Origin of the sequence: Rhodoferax sp. GW822-FHT02A01, assembly GCF_038784515.1 — a bacterium.
In the GTDB taxonomy this organism is placed as follows: Bacteria; Pseudomonadota; Gammaproteobacteria; order Burkholderiales; family Burkholderiaceae_C; genus Allorhodoferax.
The window spans coordinates 4566533-4584591 of sequence record NZ_CP152376.1 but is presented as its reverse complement, the minus strand read 5'-3'; the positions used below and the strand labels follow the sequence as shown (position 1 = coordinate 4584591).

The window sequence follows — 18059 nt, the reverse complement described above, 5'->3', positions numbered from 1 at the left end:
CGCAGATCAGTTTGTCATCAATTTCTCAGCTTCAAAGCAGGCAACTTTGCGTCCGCTCAACTCCTGCAGCAATGGTCGCTCGGCATGGCACTGCTGCGTAGCGTGCGGGCAACGCGTCGAGAACACGCAGCCCTTCGGTGGATTGAGTGGGGATGGCAACTCACCCGTCAACACAATGCGTTTGCGGGACTGGCCACTGCCGGCCAGACCGGGTGTGGAAGCCAGCAGTGCCTGGGTGTAGGGATGCAGCGGCTTGCTGAAGATGGCTTCTTTCTCGCCCTGTTCGACGACGCTGCCCAGGTACATCACCAGCACATCGTGGGCAATGTGGCGCACCACGCCCAGATCGTGCGAGATGAATAGATAAGCCAGTCCCAGTTCCTGCTGCAAGTCTGCCAGCAGATTCAATACCTGGGCCTGAATGGAGACGTCCAGTGCCGATACCGGCTCATCGGCCACCACCACCAGAGGGTTGAGCATCAATGCCCGCGCAATGGCAATGCGCTGGCGTTGCCCGCCGGAGAACATGTGCGGGTAGCGGTCGTAGTGTTCCGGACGCAGCCCCACCTTGGCCAGCATGGCATGGGCCTTCTGCGAGCGCATCTCCGCGGTGAGCTCGGTGTTGATCTCCAAGGGCGCTTCGAGAATCTGGCCTATGCGCTTACGTGGATTGAGCGAACCGTACGGGTTCTGGAAAACCAGTTGCACTTTCTGGCGCAGCGTCTTCTTGTCTTGCGCGGTGGCTTTGACAACATCCACGCCGCCTAGCTGAAGAGAGCCTTCCGATGGAGCTTCGATGAGTGAAACCATGCGGGCCAGCGTGGACTTGCCACAGCCCGATTCGCCCACCACAGCCAGCGTCTTGCCCGCTCGCAGCGTGAAGGAAACTCCACTGACCGCTTGCAGTTGTGCAGGCGCGCGCAACGGTCCTCTGCTGATGGGGTACACCTGTTTGAGTTGGTCGGCAACGACCACTGCGTTGTCGCTCATACCGTGCCCTCCGCGATCAGCCCCTTTGCTGCTGCACTGCCCAGGGGAAAGTGGCAGCGTACTGCGCCTTGTGGAGTTTGCCGCAGGGCGGGCCGCTGCTCACATTCGGCACGGTGGTAGTTGCAGCGGGGCCCGAACAGGCAACCGGCTGGGCGGTCGTACAGACCAGGCACCATGCCGGGGATGGTAGTCAAACGGCTGCTGCCGTGGCTGCGCTCGGGCATGGAAGCCATCAGGGCTTCGGTATAGGGATGCATGGGTGTGGCAAACAGGTCTTGGGCGCTGCGCTGTTCCATCAATTGCCCGGCGTACATCACGGCTACCCGTTGCGCCATCTCACTGACCACGCCCATGTTGTGCGTGATCAGCACCAGGGCCATGCCGCGTTCCTTTTGCAGATTGCGCAGCAGGTCCAGGATTTGGGCCTGGATGGTGACGTCCAGCGCTGTGGTGGGCTCATCGGCAATCAGCAACTTGGGATTGCAGGCGATCGCCATGGCAATCATGACCCGTTGGCTCATGCCACCTGAGAATTGGTGGGGGTACAGATTGAGACGGCTCTCGGGCGCGGGAATACCAACCTGCTCCAGCAGTTCGATGGAACGAGTGCGTGCCTGCGCGCGTGTCATGCCCATGTGCAGTTTGAGTGTCTCTGCCAATTGGAATCCCACGGTAAAGCACGGGTTGAGGCTGGTGGTGGGGTCCTGGAAGATCATGGCCAGGTCCTTGCCCGTCATGCGCCGGCGTTCGCGGTCCGTGAGGGTCAACAGATCATGTCCATCAAAGCGCATGGCGTCGGCCTTGACGCGGCCCGGATAGCCCACCAGGCCCATCAGGGCCATCATGGTGACGCTTTTGCCCGAGCCGGACTCTCCGACGATGCCCAGGACCTCGCCGGGCTCGATACGGAAGCTCACGCCATCCACTGCGTGCATCACGCCGTTGTGTGACGGAAACTCCACCGTCAGGTTTTCAATTTCAAGCAGTGCCATGTTGTGGTTCTGTGTGGGTTGCAGCTTTGGATTTCACGAATGCATCAACGTTTGAGTTTGGGGTCCAGCGCATCACGCAAACCATCACCCAGCAGGTTGAATGCCAGCACGGTGATCAGGATGGCCAGGCCGGGGAAGGTCACGACCCACCAGGCGCGCAGCACAAACTCGCGCGCGTCAGCCAGCATGGTGCCCCACTCCGGCGATGGCGGCTGCGCTCCCAGGCCCAGAAAGCCCAGCGCCGCGGCATCCAGAATGGCCGCAGAGATGCCCAGTGAAGCCTGCACGATCAGGGGTGCTGTGCAATTGGGCAGGATCTCGCTGAACATCAGACGCCAATGGCTTGCGCCGCTCATGCGGGCTGCGGTCACGTAGTCGCGCGAAGCCTCGGCAATCACCGCCGCACGCGTGATGCGCACATAGTGCGGCAGCACCACGATGGCCACTGCCAGCATCGCGTTGATCAGACCAGGTCCAAGAATGGCCACGATCACGATGGCCAGCAGCAGACTCGGCAGCGTCAGGATGATGTCCATCAAGCGCATGACGGCCACTTCGAAAACGCCGCGGATGTAACCTGCCAGCAGGCCCAGCACCGTGCCGGTAACGATGGAAATCACCACGACAGCCACACCGATCAGTAGCGACAGCCGTGCACCAAAAATCAGCCGCGAAAGAATGTCACGGCCAATCGCGTCGGTGCCCAGCAGGTGGGCAGAACTACCACCGGTGCTCCAGGCCGGAGGAACCAGAAAGACCGAGTTGTCAGTCGTGTCAGGCGCGTAGGGCGCGATCTGGTTGGCCAGTGCGGCCATCAGAACCACCAGGCAGACAATCACCAAGCCGCCAACCGCACCCTTGTTGGCGGTGAATGAACGCCAGAAGTCACGCAGTGGACTGACGTGCTGCACGATGGCATCGGATTTTGTGGAAGTCATGCTGCTCATGATTGATGCCGGATACGTGGATTGATGATGCCGTAGGTCACGTCCACCAGCAGGTTGACGCCCATCACCACCATGCCCAGCAGCAGCATGCCGCCTTGCAACACGGGGTAGTCGCGGCGGCTGATGGCTTCGATCAGCCACTTGCCCACGCCAGGCCAGGAGAAGATGGTCTCGGTCAGGATGGCGCCGGTGAACAGAACGCCTACCTGCAAGCCGATCACCGTGATCACGGGAATCAGCGCATTGCGCAGGGCATGAACTGCCACTACGCGCAGGTTGGACAGGCCCTTGGCCCGTGCCGTGCGGATGTAGTCCTCGCCCAGCACTTCCAGCATGGCTGAACGGGTCATGCGCGCAATCACTGCCAGCGGATTGGTACCCAGCACGATGGTGGGCAGGATCAGGTGCGACACCGCAGACGCAAAGGCACCGGCCTGGTCCGATAACAGAGAGTCGATCAGCAGAAAGCCCGTCACCGGTTCAAAAAAATACTCCACCGCAATGCGCCCCGATACCGGCGTGAGGTCCAGTTGCACCGAGAACAGCAAGATCAGTAGCAGACCCCACCAGAAAATCGGCATGGAATAGCCCGCCAGCGAGACGCCCATTACACCCTGGTCCAGAAAGGAATTGCGTTTGACTGCGGCCAGAATCCCCGCAGGGATGCCGATGATGAGGGCAAACAGGATGGCACACAGCGCCAGTTCGATGGTTGCCGGAAACAGCGCAGCAAACTCACTGAGTACCGGCGCCTGGGTGATGATGGATTTGCCCAGATCGCCATGCAGCACCTTGCCGATGTAGATGCCGTATTGAACGATCACGGGCTGGTCCAGACCGTACTCGGTCAGCAGCCGTGCGTGGCGTGCTGCGTCAATGCCGCGCTCGCCCGCAAGAGTTTCAATCGGGTCGCCCGGCACCAGGCGGATCAGAAAAAACGCCAGCAGCGTCATGCCGAAAAAAGTCGGAATGATCAGGCTCAGACGGGTTAGTGCAAAGCGCAACATGAATGGACTCTTCTAGTTGAAACAGGCGGCGAGCATACACAAATGGTCACAAACGAAAAAAGGCCGGCGTATGCCGACCTTTCCAATTTGGCGCAAGGCCTTCGCTTTACTTGAGGTGCTTGCCGATCAGACCAGCCAACTCAAACATCGTGACCTGGGCCTTGCCGAAAATGTCTTTCAGCTTGCTATCAGCGTTGATGTTGCGCTTGTTGACCTTGTCTTGCAAGCCATTCTTCTTGATGTAAGCCCACAGCTTGCTCACCACTTCTGTGCGGGGCAGTGCTGCAGAACCGACCACAGCGGCCAGAGCGGCGCTGGGAGTCATGGCCTTCATGAAGGCAGCGTTGACGGTGCGCTTCTTGGCGGGGGCCTTCTTTGCAGCGACTTTCTTCGCAGGAGCTGCTGCCTTCTTGGCGGGTGCAGCTTTCTTTGCAGGAGCAGCCTTCTTGGCTGGTGCAGCGGCCTTGGCTGCTACTTTCTTGGCTGGCGCCGCCTTTTTAGCGGGTGCAGCCTTCTTTGCGGGAGCGGCTTTTTTTGCAGCCGGTTTTTTTGCAGTTGCCATGATTGATTGTCCTTCTAGAAGTTGATTAATCACCAGTGAAAAACTGCTTCTTCACCGGTAGCCGGATGCTACTGGAGAAAAAGGCTGTTTCCAAGCGGAGAAATGCTTTTTTCACTCGAGGATGTTGTTTTTTTCATTGGAGAATGGAACTTTTAGGCAAAAAGGAGTGTCGCGGCATGAGTCAATCGTTTGCAACCTGTGATTTTTGTGATGTCCACAAGAGTGATTCCTCGGGCGCATTTCGCGTTCTTCCCCCTGTTTTTCGCGACTTTGGGCAGGTCACGCAGTTCTGCGGCCCTGTGGAAACAGTGAAATGCCACGAAGACAACACCCTCGTCAAGGCGGCAGTGGACGCGCAGGGCTGGATTGATACGGCACAGGGACGCATAGGTAAGGTGCTGGTTGTCGATGGCGGGGCCTCCTTGCGGCGAGCACTGCTGGGCGGCAATCTGGGTGCCGCAGCGGCGCGCAATGGTTGGGCCGGGGTGGTGATTGACGGCTGTGTGCGCGATAGCGCCGAGCTGGCGACCCAGGCTGTAGGCATACGGGCTTTGGCGCCCATTCCGTTGCCCACGGAAAAGCGCAACGAAGGCCAAAGCAATGTACCCGTGCAGATTCAGGGCGTGTGGGTGAGGCCCGGCGACTGGTTGTATGCCGACGCTGACGGCATCGTGGTCAGCGACAAGGCCTTGTAGGCCCGGCTCAAAGGTGCGGTTCCACGGCCTCGGCCTGCCGCCCCGGCAGTGTGGCCAGCAGTACGCCCAGGAGTGCGATGGCAAAGGCCAGCACCTGCATGCCGCCCAAGGATTCGCCCAAAACTAGCACGCCCACCAGAGCTGCGGTGACAGGTAGCAGCACGGTGAACACGCCTGCGTGGGACGCGGGTACGTGCCTGGAGCCGGACATCCACAGCCACACGGTCCATACGCTGGCGGCCAGCGCGTAGAAGACCAGCAGCAGCCAGGATGCGGGCTGCACCGCGGCAAAGTCAAATCGCAGCGCGGTGTAGATACCCAGCGGAGAAACCAGCAAAAAGCCGCAGAGGTTGATGATGGCGCTGATGCGTTTGGGTGACACCGACCCGGTGAGCTTCTTGCCGATCACGGCGTAAAAGGCTTCGCACAGTACCGCACCCAGCACCAGGGCGTTGCCCAGCCATACGCGGGCGGAGTCGGACGGGCTGGTGCTGGGGCCCGGTGTGTGGCCGTGCTGGCTCCAGGCCAGCAAGCCAATCCCCAGTGCGCCACAAGCGATGGCGGCCCAGATGCGCAAGGCTATTTTTTCCTTCAGAAAGAGCCAGCTCATCAGCGCAACGACTGCGGGGATGGTTGCCATGATGACCCCTGCCGACACGGCGCTGGTCATGCTGACACCAAACAGCATGCAGATGGAAAACAGAAAGTTGCCGAAGAACGACTCCAGAAACAACAGTTGTTTGGTGCCGCAGGACAACGGCTTCTCGTCGGCTGGTTTGCGCAGCCAGCCGGCCATGGCGATGCCACCGATGCCAAAGCGCAGCCAGGCTAGCAGGAAGACGGGCAGGGCGGCGACCAAGGGCTTGGATAGCGCCACATAGCTGCCAGCCAGCGCCATGCTCAGGGCCAGGTAGCCATAGGCGGCCAGACGTTGTGCGGGAGGTGACAGATGGGGCATGGCGGCCAAGCGTACCTCAACCGGGTGCGCTCAGTGGTTTGTCAGCCCGCGCCGGAATTGGCCCCAGCTATGGCGGCGCCATGCGTTACCTTACCGGCCTGGTTCAATACATCACGGGGATATCCATGGCTATCGGAGAGTTTGCCTACGCCAATAACAGCAACCGTTTTCTTGCTGCACCACCGTTGCAGCAACAGACCTATGCTGTCTGCGGTATTCCATTTGACGGAGCTGTCACCAACCGGCCGGGTGCGCGCTTCGGCCCTCAGGAAATCCGACGGGCATCCCTGATGCTGTGTGACGGCATCCATCCGCTGTTTGACGTAAGTCCCTTGGGGCATATTGGGGACGCAGGTGACATGCGTTTGCCCAATGCTTCGCCGCTTACCGAGGTGCGTAGCGCCATCGAACAGCAGGCTGCTGTGCTGATGGGGGTACACCATTGCGCGTTTATCGGAGGTGACCATTCCGTCACCCTGCCGCTGTTGCGTGCCCTCAGGAAGCAGCACGGCCCCGTGGCGCTGATCCACTTTGACGCGCATTGCGACACCTGGGTGAACCATTTCGGTGAACCGTCTGGACATGGCACCTGGACCTATGAGGCCATCCAGGAAGGTCTGGTGGAACGCAGCAAGACGGTGCAGATCGGCATCCGCTCCAGTGGCGAACGTGCGGCACGTGAATACGTCAAGGACCAAGGCGGCATGATCTACAACGCGCGCGATCTGCGTGGCAAGGACGGTGCGCAGCTTGGCAGCATCATCGAAACCATCAAGGCACGCATCGGCAATACACCTTGCTACCTCACGCTGGACATCGACTGCCTGGACCCCGCTTTCGCGCCCGGCACAGGTACACCCGAACCAGGCGGCATGACCAGTTCGCAGGTGATGACATTTCTGGAAGAGCTCGCGCCGCTGAACTTCGTCGGTATGGACTGCGTGGAAGTGGCACCCGCCTACGACCATGCCGAGCTCACCAGCAACGCGGCAGCGCAGTTCATCTGGACCTATCTGTGCGGCCAGATAGCCAAGACTTCCCGGGCTTGAGCCCCATTTTCACTCGTCCTCTTCAAGCAAAGACACACACCATGCTGCTGGAATCCGACACCCAACTCAACCAGAAAAGCTACTATGAAGCCAGCGTGCGGCGAGAGCCGCTCACGGAGCCGCTGAGTGGTGACTTGCAGGCTGACGTGCTGGTGGTAGGCGCTGGCTTTGCCGGACTGTCCGCAGCAATCGAACTGGCCGAGCGCGGCTACCAAGTCGTGGTGCTCGAAGCGGACCGCATCTGTAGCGGCGCGTCCGGGCGCAACGGTGGCCAAGCCATCGTGGGCTATGCCAGCGGCCAGGACCCTTTTGAAGCGCAACTCGGCAAGGCGGATGCACGGCGCATCTGGGACATGTCGGTGCAGGCACTGGACCTGATGGATGCACGTATTGCCAAGTTCCAGATCGAATGTGACCGGGTTTCTGGATACCTGTACGTGGCCGACTCTCCACGCAAGGCGCGCGCGCTGGAAGAGGACATGCAGGCCATGGAGCGGGACTACGCGTTCAAGACGGACTTCGTCCGTGGAGCGGATGTGCAGCGCTACATCCAGAGCCCGCGCTACCATGCGGCTGCCTTCGAGCGTCAGTCCGGCCACCTGCATCCGCTGAAGTACGGACTGGGGTTGGCACGCGCGGCACGCAGCCTGGGTGTGCGCATTTTCGAGCGCTCGGCGGTGGTTGATATCCAGCGTGGCATCAAACTCAAGGCCAAGACCACCCGGGGCACGGTGACGGCTTCGTTTGGCGTGCTGGCAGGCAATTGCACGCTGGGCGAATACGGCCCCCGAGTGGCGCCCGAAATCACACCGCGCATCATGCCGGTCGGGACCTACATCATTGGTACGGCGCCGCTACCCGTAGGGCAATGTGAGCAACTGATTCCGGACAACGCAGCGGTCTGCGACAACAATTTCGTGCTAGACTACTTCCGCTTCAGTGCCGACCGGCGCATGCTGTTTGGCGGTCGCGTGAGCTACTCGGCCCGCACTCCCGCAAACCTGTCACATGTCATCGCCAAGCGCATGGGGCAGGTCTTTCCCCAGTTGCGCAATGTGCCGGTGGAATACGTCTGGGGCGGCTTTGTAGACATCAGCATGAACCGTGCGCCGGACTTCGGTCGCCTGGGGGACAACCTGTACTACCTGCAAGGCTTCAGCGGCCATGGCGTCACGCTCACTGGGCTTGCCGGCAAGCTGGTGGCCGACGCGGTGGCTGGGCAGGCTGAGCAATTTGATTTGTTTGCGCGGGTGCGGCACCAGAAATTTCCCGGTGGACCGCTGCTGCGCAAGCCCAGCTTGGTCCTGGGCATGGCGTATCACCAGATCAAGGATCTTTTCTAGAGCTGATCTTGCGCGTCAGGCAGTACGCTTCAGTTCTGCCTGGATTGCCTTGGCCAAAACCGGGCCGTATCGGTGAATGCTCGCCAGTGGCGCGTAGCCGTAGCCGATGACCAGACCTTTGGCGTCGGTGCGCTGCAGGCAATAGGCGCTCAGTGCCCGCACAGTCAGGCCCAGGCTGCCGATGCGCAGGGCCAGGGCCTTGTCGTCGACGCTATCAGGCAGACGCAGGCACAAATGCAGGCCCTGTTCGGCTCCAGTGATGCGGGCCCTTTCACCCAGGCAAGGCTGCAGCGCCTCCAGTAGACATTGGCGGCGCTCGGCATAGCTGTGGCGGGCGCGGCGCAAGGCACTGGCAAAGTGGCCCAGTTCAATGAACTCGGCCAGGGCCGCCTGCAGCGGCATTTGCCCGGGGCGATTCAGGTCGTAGTGCGCCTGCTTGAAGGCACCGACGAGCCGCTGCGGAACCACCAGATAGCCCAGCTTCAATCCCGGATAAAGCACCTTGGAAAACGAGCCCATGTAGAGCACACGTTGGTCCTGGTCCAGTCCGGCCAGTGACGACAACGGCGGACCGCTGAAGCGGAACTCGCTGTCGTAGTCGTCCTCCAGAATCCAGGCGTTGTGTGTGGCGGCAATGGACAACAACTGCTGGCGGCGCGGCAGGCTCATCACGGCGCCAGTCGGATACTGGTGCGATGGGGTTGTATAGATCAGGCGGGGCGGGTGTTTTTCATCAGCAGGAGTGGGAGCCATGCCGTGCACATCCACTTTCACGGGATGGAGTTTGAGCCCCGTGGCCATGAAGGCCTTGATGGCACCCCAATAGGCGGGATCTTCCAGCCACACGGTGTCACCATGATCGCCCAGCAACTGCGCGCACAGCTCCAGGGACTGCTGGGTTCCGCTGGTGATGATGACTTGGTCCACATCCAGCGGCACACTGCGAAACACGCGCAGGTAGTCCGCCACCGCGCGACGCAGTGGCGCGTGTCCACCGGTGTAGCTGTAGTCCAGCATTTCCGGGTAGGTCATACGCCAGTGCTTGTTCTGCAGGCGCTGCCAGAGTGCTACTGGAAACGCGCTGAAATCCGCAACTCCCGGCGTAAAGGGCTGAACCTCCAGCTGCGTGGCGCAGAAGGTGGTGGAAAGAGCCATTCCCCGCTTGGATAGTTGGGCTTGCCGCGTAGAGGTGCGGGCGTGGTTGGTGCGGCCCTGCGCCTTGGGAACGTTGTCGTTGATGAAGGTGCCGCTGCCGACGCGGCTGACCAGATAGCCTTCCACGCCGAGCTGGTTGAGTGCGGCCACCACCGTGTTGCGCGAGAGTTTCAGGTCTTGCGTGAGTTCACGGCTGGAGGGCAGGCGGTCACCCGCGGACAGCTTGCCGTCCAGGATGGCGCGGCGCATGGCCTCATACAACTGGCGATGCAGCGGCATGTTGTCCTGTTGGCTCAAACGCCCCATTTCGGTGAGTAGAAGTTCTGACAGCATGCTGCGTCTCAAGAGTGGAGTGGGTTTCAAATGGCACCATGGAGCCACTTTAAATGGCTCCGGATTGAGTCCAATTCTGCAACACAATTGCCACAAGAAAACGGAGACAACCATGAAAAAGCCATTACCACTGGTTTGGCTACCTGCTGATCATCGCCTGCTTGGCAATGACCAGCGCACCATGCCATTTCTGGTTCTGGGCGACAAGTACGCCAGGGCCGTCAAGTGCAATGCGGATGCACAGCCCGTATTGTTTCCGCTGGCCGATGCGGATCAGATCGATGCCCTGCTGGCATTGGTGGATGGCGTCATGCTGACCGGCTCCCCATCCAACGTACATCCGCAGCATTTTGGCAAGACGCTGTCCGACCCCAGCCTCATGCTGGACGAGCAACGCGACAGCTTGACCCTGGCATTGGTCAGGGCTTGTGTTGCGCAAGCGGTTCCGCTATTGGGCATTTGCCGGGGCTTTCAGGAAATCAATGTGGCGCTGGGCGGCACGCTGCACCAGAAGGTCCATGAATTGCCAAGCCATATGGACCACCGCGAGTCACCTGACGACAGCTATGAACTGCAGTACGCACCCAGCCACGAAGTGCGTCTGGAAGCTGGTTCCACCTTTGCGCGATGGGCCGGTTCTGACGTGGCTCAGGTGAATTCGGTACACGGGCAAGGCATTGACCGTTTGGCACAAGGATTGCGTGCATTGGGTCGCGCGCCCGACGGCTTGGTGGAAGCATTTGAAGTGCAGGGCGCACCCGCCTTTGCCTATGCGGTGCAATGGCATCCGGAGTGGAAGACTTCAGACAATCCTTTTTACGCAGCAATATTCAAGGCCTTTGGCGAAGCGTGCCGTGCGCGGCAGGTGCAACGCCTGGGAGCCTGACAACGGTTCAGTACGCTGCCCTGCAGCAAGGAGTGAGTGATGAGTGATAACAAGACGATGAATTTCAATGATCTGGAGCAATGGCTCAATGAGCGCCGGGTGACGGAGGTCGAATGCCTGGTCCCCGACTTGACCGGTGTGGCTCGCGGCAAGATCCTGCCTCGCGCCAAGTTCACCGAAGACCGCGGCATGCGTCTGCCGCAAGCCATTGTGGCCATGGGCGTTACCGGAGAATTCCCCGAAAGCGGACCGTACTACGATGTGATTGACCCCACCGACAAGGACATGCAACTGCGTCCGGATCCGTCCACGGTGCGCATCGTGCCCTGGGCCGTCGACCCCACGGCGCAAGTGATTCACGATTGCTTTGACCATGCCGGCAATCTGGTGCCCTTTGCTCCGCGCAGCGTGCTGCGTCGGGTGTGCGATCTGTTTGCCGCAGAAGGTCTGCAACCCATCGTGGCGCCCGAACTGGAGTTCTATCTGACTGCGCGCAATACGGATCCCAACACGTTGTTGAAGCCGCCCATTGGTCGTAGCGGCCGTGCGGAAACATCACGTCAGGCCTATAGCATTGACGCGGTGAACGAGTTCGATCCGCTGTTTGAAGAAATCTACGATTACAGCGACAAGATGGAACTCAACGTGGATACGTTGATTCACGAAGTCGGTGCAGGACAGATGGAAATCAACTTCTTCCATGCACAACCATTGGGCCTGGCTGATGAGGTCTTCCTGTTCAAGCGCACGGTGCGTGAGGCTGCGCTGCGTCACGACATGTATGCCACTTTCATGGCCAAACCCATTGAAGGTGAGCCGGGCAGCGCGATGCACGTGCACCAGAGCCTGGTGGACGTTGCCAGCGGCAAGAATGTATTTAGCAACTCCGACGGCACACCGTCGGAAACCTTCATGCATTACATCGGTGGCTTGCAGCGTTACATTCCCGCAGCCATGGTGCTGGTCGCACCCTATGTGAACAGCTATCGCCGCCTTTCACGCAACACGGCCGCACCGATCAACATCGAGTGGGGTTACGACAACCGCACCGTGGGCATCCGCTCACCCATCTCTTCGCCTGCAGCGCGGCGTGTGGAGAACCGTGTGATCGGCGCCGATGCCAATCCGTATGTGGCCATGGCCATGACGCTGGCCTGCGGCTACCTGGGTATCAAGAACAAGATCAAGCCCAAGGCCGAGATGCGTGGAGATGCCTATTTGTCGGCGTACTCGTTGCCACGCAGCCTGGGTGAAGCGCTGGACTGGCTACGTAAGGAAACCGACCTGCATGAAGTGCTGGGCAAGGAGTTCGTGACGGTCTACACCGAAATCAAGGAACTTGAATTCGATGAATTCATGAAGGTGATTTCTCCGTGGGAGCGTGAACACCTGTTGTTGCACGTCTAATCCCGCACCCTGTATTCATACCCAACCCGTACCAGTTCGCTGGTCGCGCTATCGAGAGGATTTTTTATGAGCAAGAACGCGTTTGCGCCGGTGATTGCACCCCCGGCCATTGTCAGCAAGGCACAGGCGGTGGACACCAAGGCCATTCAGGCTTTGGATAGTGCCCACTACATTCACTCGTTTACGGACCATGGCGATCTGGCCACGCGCGGTTCGCGCGTCATGACCCATGCAGACGGAATTTATGTCTGGGATTCAGAGGGCAAAAAAGTACTCGATGGCATGAGCGGTCTGTGGTGCGTCAATGCGGGCTACGGCCGCAAGGAATTGGCCGATGCGGCCTATCAGCAGATGATGACGCTGCCTTACTACAACAGCTTCTTCCAGACCACCAACGTGCCCGCTACCAAGCTGGCCGCCAAGCTGGCCTCATTGGCTCCGGATGTGGGAGATCGCAGCTTCAACCATGTGTTCTATTCGAGCAGCGGCAGTGAAAGCAATGACACCAACGTGCGCATGGTGCGTCGTTACTGGGATCTGATGGGACAGCCGCAGCGCAAGGTCATTATCGGACGCCACAACGGTTACCACGGCAGCACGATGGCGGGCGCATCGCTGGGCGGCATGAGTGGCATGCATGCGCAGGGCGATTTGCCAATCCCCAACATCACCCATATCGAGCAACCGTACTATCTCGAAAACGTTTTGCCGGGCGAGAGTGAGGCTGATTTCGGTGTGCGTGCTGCGGGTTGGCTGGAAGCCAAGATTCTTGAAATCGGTGCGGACAAGGTCGCCGCGTTTATTGGTGAACCGGTGCAAGGTGCTGGCGGCGTCATCATTCCTCCCGCCACCTACTGGCCCGAGATTCAACGCATCGTCGACAAATACGGAATCCTGCTGATCAGCGACGAGGTGATTTGCGCATTTGGTCGTCTGGGTCACTGGTTTGCCTACGAAAAATTTGGCTACAAACCCGACCTGGTAACTTTCGCCAAGGGCGTGACCAGCGGCTACATCCCGTTGGGCGGTGTGATGGTCGGCAACCGTGTTGCCTCTGTGTTGATAGAGAAGGGCGGGGAGTTCAACCACGGCTATACCTACAGCGGCCATCCGGTGGCTTGTGCAGTGGCTCTGGCCAATCTGGAGCTGATGGAGCGCGAGAACCTAGTGGGTCGTGTGAAAGACGACATCGGCCCGTACCTGGCCAAGCGCTTTACAGAACTTAACAATCACCCGCTGGTGGGGCGCGCGGAAACCTGCGGATTTACGGCGGGTTTGTTGCTGGTCAAGAACAAGAAAACCATGGAGCGTTTCAACGGTGACTTAAGCGTTGGCATGGTGTGCCGCGGACACTGTTTCTCCAATGGATTGATCATGCGCGCCGTTGGAGACCGCATGATCATTGCCCCTCCGTTGATCATGACCCATGCTCAGATTGATGAACTGATCGATTTGATAGTGAAGTGCCTTGATTTGACTTATGCCGACGTACAGAAAAATGGTTGGTTGGCATAGGGATTGCATGTAGCATTTTGGTGCCTCTACAGTATTAATATCGTTTAGCGTTTCACACTCTATAAACCCCAGGAGCTTCAAATTGATTAAATTTTCCAGCACGAAATTGGTTAGCAAACTTCTTGGAGGACTGGCAGTGGCGGGCCTCATGACCTTCGCAGCCGGGTCTGCCATGGCAGATGAGGAAAAGGTTCTAAACATCTACAACTGGTCGGACTACATCGCTGACGACACCATCGCCAACTTTGAAAAAGAGACTGGCATCAAGGTTCGCTACGACACCTATGACAACAACGAAATCCTGCACGCCAAGCTGGTGGCAGGCAAGACGGGATACGACATCGTTGTGCCTTCTTCCACCTTTGCTCCTCTGCAAATCGGTGGAGGATTGCTGGCTAAGCTCGACAAAAGCCTTTTGCCCAACCTGAAGAACTATGACCCCGCTGTGCAGGCACAGATTGCCACCATCGATCCGGGCAATGAACACCTGGTGAACTGGCTATGGGGTTACACCACCATCGGCATCAACACCGCCAAGGTGAAGGCCGCATTGGGTGCTGAACCCATGCCCGACAATGTGTGGGAACTGTTCTTCAATCCCAAGTACATCAGCAAGCTCAAGAGCTGTGGCGTGTCCGTTCTGGATGCAGGCAGCGAAGTGCTGCCCGCTGCGCTGCATTACCTGCACAAGGACCCCTTCAGCAAGAACCCCGCTGATTACCAGGAAGCGTCCGCTTTGCTCAAGGCAGTGCGTCCCTATGTGACCCTGTTCAGTTCGTCGGGTTACATCAACGACATGGCCAGTGGCTCCATTTGCATGTCCTTGGGCTGGAACGGCGATATCAACATCGCCCGCGCCCGTGCGATTGAAGGCAAGACCGGCCAGGACATCAAGGCACTGGTGCCCAAGGATGGTGCAATCTTGTTCTTCGACATGATGGCCATTCCCGCGGATGCAGCACATCCCAAGAATGCGCACCTTTTTATGAACTACATCATGCGTCCGGACGTGCAGGCAGCCATCACCAACAAGGTGAAGTACGCCAACATCAACCTGGCGTCCAAGAAACTGATCAATCCCGATATTGCCAACAACCCGTCGTCCTATCCGACCGCGGCTGAAATGGCAACCATGATCCCTCCCAAGGCTTTGACCAATGACATTCGCCGCCTTGAAAGCCGTGCCCACACGGCCTTCAAGACCGGTCTGTAATCCGAGTCTTGTATAGAAAAATAACTAATTAGGAAACATCTGTGGCGACCAATTCGAATCCAACTCCTAGCGCGGCGAAGACCGGCGGGAAGCCATTTCTGCAAATCAATCGCATCGTCAAGAAATTTGACGACGTGTTTGCTGTGGATGAAGTCTCATTGGATATCCAGCAGGGTGAAATCTTTGCGCTGCTGGGTTCTTCCGGTTGCGGCAAGTCCACGCTTTTGCGGATGCTGGCGGGATTCGAAACCCCCACTTCCGGCCAGATTTCGCTGGCCGGTCAGGACATCGTGGGGTTGGCACCTTACGAGCGTCCAATCAACATGATGTTCCAAAGTTATGCCCTGTTTCCGCACTTGACGGTATGGGACAACATTGCCTTTGGCCTGCACCGCGACGGCATGCCCAAGGATCAGATTGCAGAGCGGGTCGGACAGATGCTGGATCTGGTGCAGCTCAAGCAGTACGCCAAACGCAAGCCGCATCAGTTGTCCGGTGGACAGCAGCAACGTGTTGCCTTGGCACGCAGTCTGGCCAAACGACCCAAACTCCTGTTGCTGGATGAGCCGTTGGGCGCGTTGGATGCCAAGCTGCGCCAGCGCACGCAACTTGAACTCGTGGACATCATTGAGCAAGTGGGGGTGACCTGTGTCATGGTGACCCATGACCAGGAAGAAGCCATGACCATGGCCACCCGCATTGGCGTCATGAGTGAGGGCAAGATCCTGCAGATTGGCGCGCCGGCCGATATCTACGAAACACCCAATTGCCTGTTTGTTGCCGACTTCATCGGAAGTGTCAACATCTTCAAGGGCTCGGTGGAGGCAGATGCGCCAGACCACGTGATCGTGGCCTCACCCGAATGCAAGCATTACGTGAGCCACGGTATCACCGGGACAGAAGGCATGGAGGTCAGCATTGCTGTGCGGCCCGAAAAGATGTCCATTCAATCGACTCCGCCAGAAGACAGCGCACGCGAATCGCTGGCCGAAGTCGGCTACAACGTGGTGCAAGGAGTAATTGACGACTTGGCCTATCTAGGTAGTTTGACGACGTACCACGTCAAGCTGGAGAACGGCGCCATAGTGAAAGTAACACACACCAACGCGGCCCGCCATGGTGAAACACAGCTCACCTGGGGTGACAAGGTGTATGTGTGGTGGTGTGGCAGTGATGTCGTGGTCTTGACGCAGTAATTCCCATGGCCACCGCTGCACTCAAAAACCATTCTCTGCACGCCAAGCTGACTGGCGCCTGGGGGCGTACCGCCGTAATCGGCGTGCCCATGGTGTTTCTGCTTGTCGTCTTCCTGCTGCCGTTTCTGGTGGTGTTCAAGATCAGCCTGTCCGAAATGGACGCGGTGTTCTTCAAGGAAATTCTCACTTGGCGTGATGATGTGATCGTGCTTTCAATCAAGTACGGGAACTACATCAGCCTGACGCAGGACTCGCTGTATTTCAATGCCTACTTCAGCTCGCTGAAAATTGCAGCCATCACCACGGTGATCTGCCTGTTCATCGCCTATCCGTTTGCCTATTTCATGGCGCGTAGCCCGGCAGACAGAAGGCCTGCGCTGCTCATGCTGGTGATGTTGCCGTTCTGGACGTCCTTTCTGTTGCGCGTATATGCGTGGAAGATGCTGCTGGCTGACTCGGGTGTTTTCAACAACATGGCTATGGCGCTGGGGTTGATTTCCGAACCGGTCAAGATGATGAACACGCCGTTCTCCCTGGTGCTGGGCATGGTCTACACCTATGTACCGTTCATGATCCTGCCCTTGTATGCCAATCTGGTGAAGATGGACTTGCGTCTGCTGGAAGCTGCGCTGGATCTGGGTGCCACGCCTTGGCAAGCTTTCTGGCGCATCACGGTGCCCCTGTCCAAGAGCGGCATCATTGCCGGCTCCATGCTGGTGTTCATCCCCTGCGTCGGTGAGTTTGTGATTCCGGAATTGCTGGGTGGACCGGAGACCCTGATGATTGGTCATGTGCTGTGGGATGAATTCTTCAGCAACAACGACTGGCCCATGGCGGCGAGTGTAGCTGTGGTCATGGTAGGGCTGATCATCATTCCGTTGGCCTTGTTCAACAAATACCAGGCTGAAAGCACTTCGGGAGGTCGCGCATGAAATTCAATGCCGGAAAGCTGACCTCCAATATATGGATGGTGGCAGTCTTTGTGTTCCTGTACATGCCCATCCTCACGCTGATCGTCTTCAGCTTCAATGCCAGCCCCATGGTGACCAACTGGGGCGGATTCTCACTGCGCTGGTATTCGGCGCTGGTGGAAGATCGAGAGATCATCGATGGCTTCAAGCTGTCGTTGCGGATTGCCTTTTCCACTGGCTGTTCGTCTGTGATCCTGGGTACGCTGGCTGCGCTTACCTTGCACCGCTTCAAGCGTTTCCCTGGACGTACCTTGTTCGCTGGCATGGTGAATTCACCGCTGGTGATGCCGGAAGTGATCATCGGTTTGTCCTTGCTGCTCATGCTGGTGTCGGTGCAGCGCATCTTCGGTTTTCCCGAGCGCGGATTCAGCACCATCTGGCTGGGGCATACCTTGCTAGGCATGGCCTATGCGACCGTGATCGTTCTGTCCCGCTTGCAGGAGATGAGCCCGTCGCTGGAAGAAGCTGCGCAAGACCTGGGTGCAAGGCCTTTGCAGGTATTCTTCCTGGTGACCTTGCCTCTGATCTCGCAAGCGATTGCATCAGCATGGTTGCTGACCTTCACCTTGTCACTGGATGATGTGGTGATCTCGGCATTCCTGAACGGGCCCGGGTCCACCACCATGCCTATTACCATTTTCAGTCGAGCCCGCCTGGGCCTGAGTCCAAGTGTCAATACGGTAGCAACCCTGACGGTAGCAGTGGTAAGCATTGGGGTGTTCGCGGCAAGTATCCTTATGTCCAGAGCAGAGAAGAAGCGCGCACTGGAAATGGCTGCCGCCTACCGCAAGGTGGATTGATAGGTAGTCGGTTTCGGTGTGTATTTGTATATAAATGTCG

17 protein-coding genes are annotated in these 18059 nt (G+C 58.6%); 10 read left to right on the top strand and 7 right to left on the bottom strand.

What is annotated here, in order from left to right:
- Window positions 1-6 precede the first annotated feature (6 nt).
- From AAGF34_RS21740 to AAGF34_RS21720, 5 genes are all read right to left on the bottom strand, one after another.
- The gene (locus AAGF34_RS21740) at window positions 7-990 is read right to left on the bottom strand and encodes a peptide ABC transporter ATP-binding protein (protein ID WP_342617793.1); all 984 of its coding nucleotides are present in this window, start codon (window positions 988-990) and stop codon (window positions 7-9) included.
- Window positions 987-1982, bottom strand: coding sequence for an ABC transporter ATP-binding protein (locus AAGF34_RS21735; protein ID WP_342617792.1), 996 nt, complete (start codon window positions 1980-1982; stop codon window positions 987-989). Before AAGF34_RS21735 ends, AAGF34_RS21740 begins: the two co-directional genes overlap by 4 nt.
- 44 nt (window positions 1983-2026) lie before the next feature.
- Complete coding sequence (locus tag AAGF34_RS21730) at window positions 2027-2929, bottom strand: ABC transporter permease subunit (RefSeq protein WP_342617791.1); 903 nt, start codon at window positions 2927-2929, stop codon at window positions 2027-2029.
- Complete coding sequence (locus tag AAGF34_RS21725) at window positions 2926-3936, bottom strand: ABC transporter permease subunit (protein ID WP_342617790.1); 1011 nt, start codon at window positions 3934-3936, stop codon at window positions 2926-2928. Before AAGF34_RS21725 ends, AAGF34_RS21730 begins: the two co-directional genes overlap by 4 nt.
- A gap of 106 nt (window positions 3937-4042) precedes the next feature.
- The gene (locus tag AAGF34_RS21720) at window positions 4043-4498 is read right to left on the bottom strand and encodes an SWIB/MDM2 domain-containing protein (protein WP_342617789.1); all 456 of its coding nucleotides are present in this window, start codon (window positions 4496-4498) and stop codon (window positions 4043-4045) included.
- A 176-nt stretch (window positions 4499-4674) separates the two neighbouring features.
- Between AAGF34_RS21720 and rraA the strand changes: the two genes are divergently transcribed.
- Complete coding sequence (gene rraA / locus AAGF34_RS21715) at window positions 4675-5193, top strand: ribonuclease E activity regulator RraA (RefSeq protein ID WP_342617788.1); 519 nt, start codon at window positions 4675-4677, stop codon at window positions 5191-5193.
- A 7-nt stretch (window positions 5194-5200) separates the two neighbouring features.
- On the opposite strand, the gene AAGF34_RS21710 is transcribed toward rraA, so the two are convergent.
- Entirely contained in the window at window positions 5201-6151 is a 951-nt protein-coding gene (locus AAGF34_RS21710; RefSeq protein ID WP_342621155.1) for a DMT family transporter, read from the bottom strand.
- Between the two features lie 125 nt (window positions 6152-6276).
- On the opposite strand from AAGF34_RS21710, the gene speB reads away from it, so the two are divergent.
- A complete protein-coding gene (gene speB / locus AAGF34_RS21705; RefSeq protein ID WP_342621154.1) occupies window positions 6277-7200 on the top strand; it encodes an agmatinase in 924 nt (307 codons plus the stop codon).
- A 41-nt stretch (window positions 7201-7241) separates the two neighbouring features.
- Window positions 7242-8543 (top strand): FAD-binding oxidoreductase, encoded by a 1302-nt coding sequence (locus tag AAGF34_RS21700; protein WP_342617787.1) that lies wholly within the window; start codon window positions 7242-7244, stop codon window positions 8541-8543.
- A 15-nt stretch (window positions 8544-8558) separates the two neighbouring features.
- Here the strand turns inward: AAGF34_RS21700 and AAGF34_RS21695 are convergent, their stop codons facing one another.
- Window positions 8559-10031, bottom strand: coding sequence for a PLP-dependent aminotransferase family protein (locus tag AAGF34_RS21695; protein ID WP_342617786.1), 1473 nt, complete (start codon window positions 10029-10031; stop codon window positions 8559-8561).
- A 112-nt stretch (window positions 10032-10143) separates the two neighbouring features.
- On the opposite strand from AAGF34_RS21695, the gene AAGF34_RS21690 reads away from it, so the two are divergent.
- The 7 genes from AAGF34_RS21690 (at window position 10144) to AAGF34_RS21660 (ending at window position 18019) form a co-directional block, all read left to right on the top strand.
- Window positions 10144-10917: a gamma-glutamyl-gamma-aminobutyrate hydrolase family protein gene (locus tag AAGF34_RS21690; protein ID WP_342617785.1), complete on the top strand. Its 774-nt coding sequence runs from the start codon at window positions 10144-10146 to the stop codon at window positions 10915-10917.
- Between the two features lie 39 nt (window positions 10918-10956).
- Entirely contained in the window at window positions 10957-12324 is a 1368-nt protein-coding gene (locus AAGF34_RS21685; RefSeq protein ID WP_342617784.1) for a glutamine synthetase family protein, read from the top strand.
- 66 nt (window positions 12325-12390) lie between these two features.
- Window positions 12391-13839, top strand: coding sequence for an aspartate aminotransferase family protein (locus tag AAGF34_RS21680; protein WP_342617783.1), 1449 nt, complete (start codon window positions 12391-12393; stop codon window positions 13837-13839).
- Window positions 13840-13987: 148 nt separating this feature from the next.
- Window positions 13988-15052: a polyamine ABC transporter substrate-binding protein gene (locus tag AAGF34_RS21675; protein ID WP_342617782.1), complete on the top strand. Its 1065-nt coding sequence runs from the start codon at window positions 13988-13990 to the stop codon at window positions 15050-15052.
- A 41-nt stretch (window positions 15053-15093) separates the two neighbouring features.
- Window positions 15094-16248 carry a polyamine ABC transporter ATP-binding protein gene (gene potA, locus AAGF34_RS21670; RefSeq protein WP_342617781.1) on the top strand — a complete coding sequence of 385 codons (1155 nt, stop codon included), beginning with the start codon at window positions 15094-15096 and terminating at the stop codon, window positions 16246-16248.
- Window positions 16249-16253: 5 nt separating this feature from the next.
- The gene (locus tag AAGF34_RS21665; RefSeq protein WP_342617780.1) at window positions 16254-17180 is read left to right on the top strand and encodes an ABC transporter permease subunit; all 927 of its coding nucleotides are present in this window, start codon (window positions 16254-16256) and stop codon (window positions 17178-17180) included.
- On the top strand, window positions 17177-18019 hold the full coding sequence (locus AAGF34_RS21660) for an ABC transporter permease subunit (RefSeq protein ID WP_342617779.1): 843 nt from the start codon (window positions 17177-17179) through the stop codon (window positions 18017-18019). Before AAGF34_RS21665 ends, AAGF34_RS21660 begins: the two co-directional genes overlap by 4 nt.
- The last annotated feature ends 40 nt before the right edge of the window (window positions 18020-18059 follow it).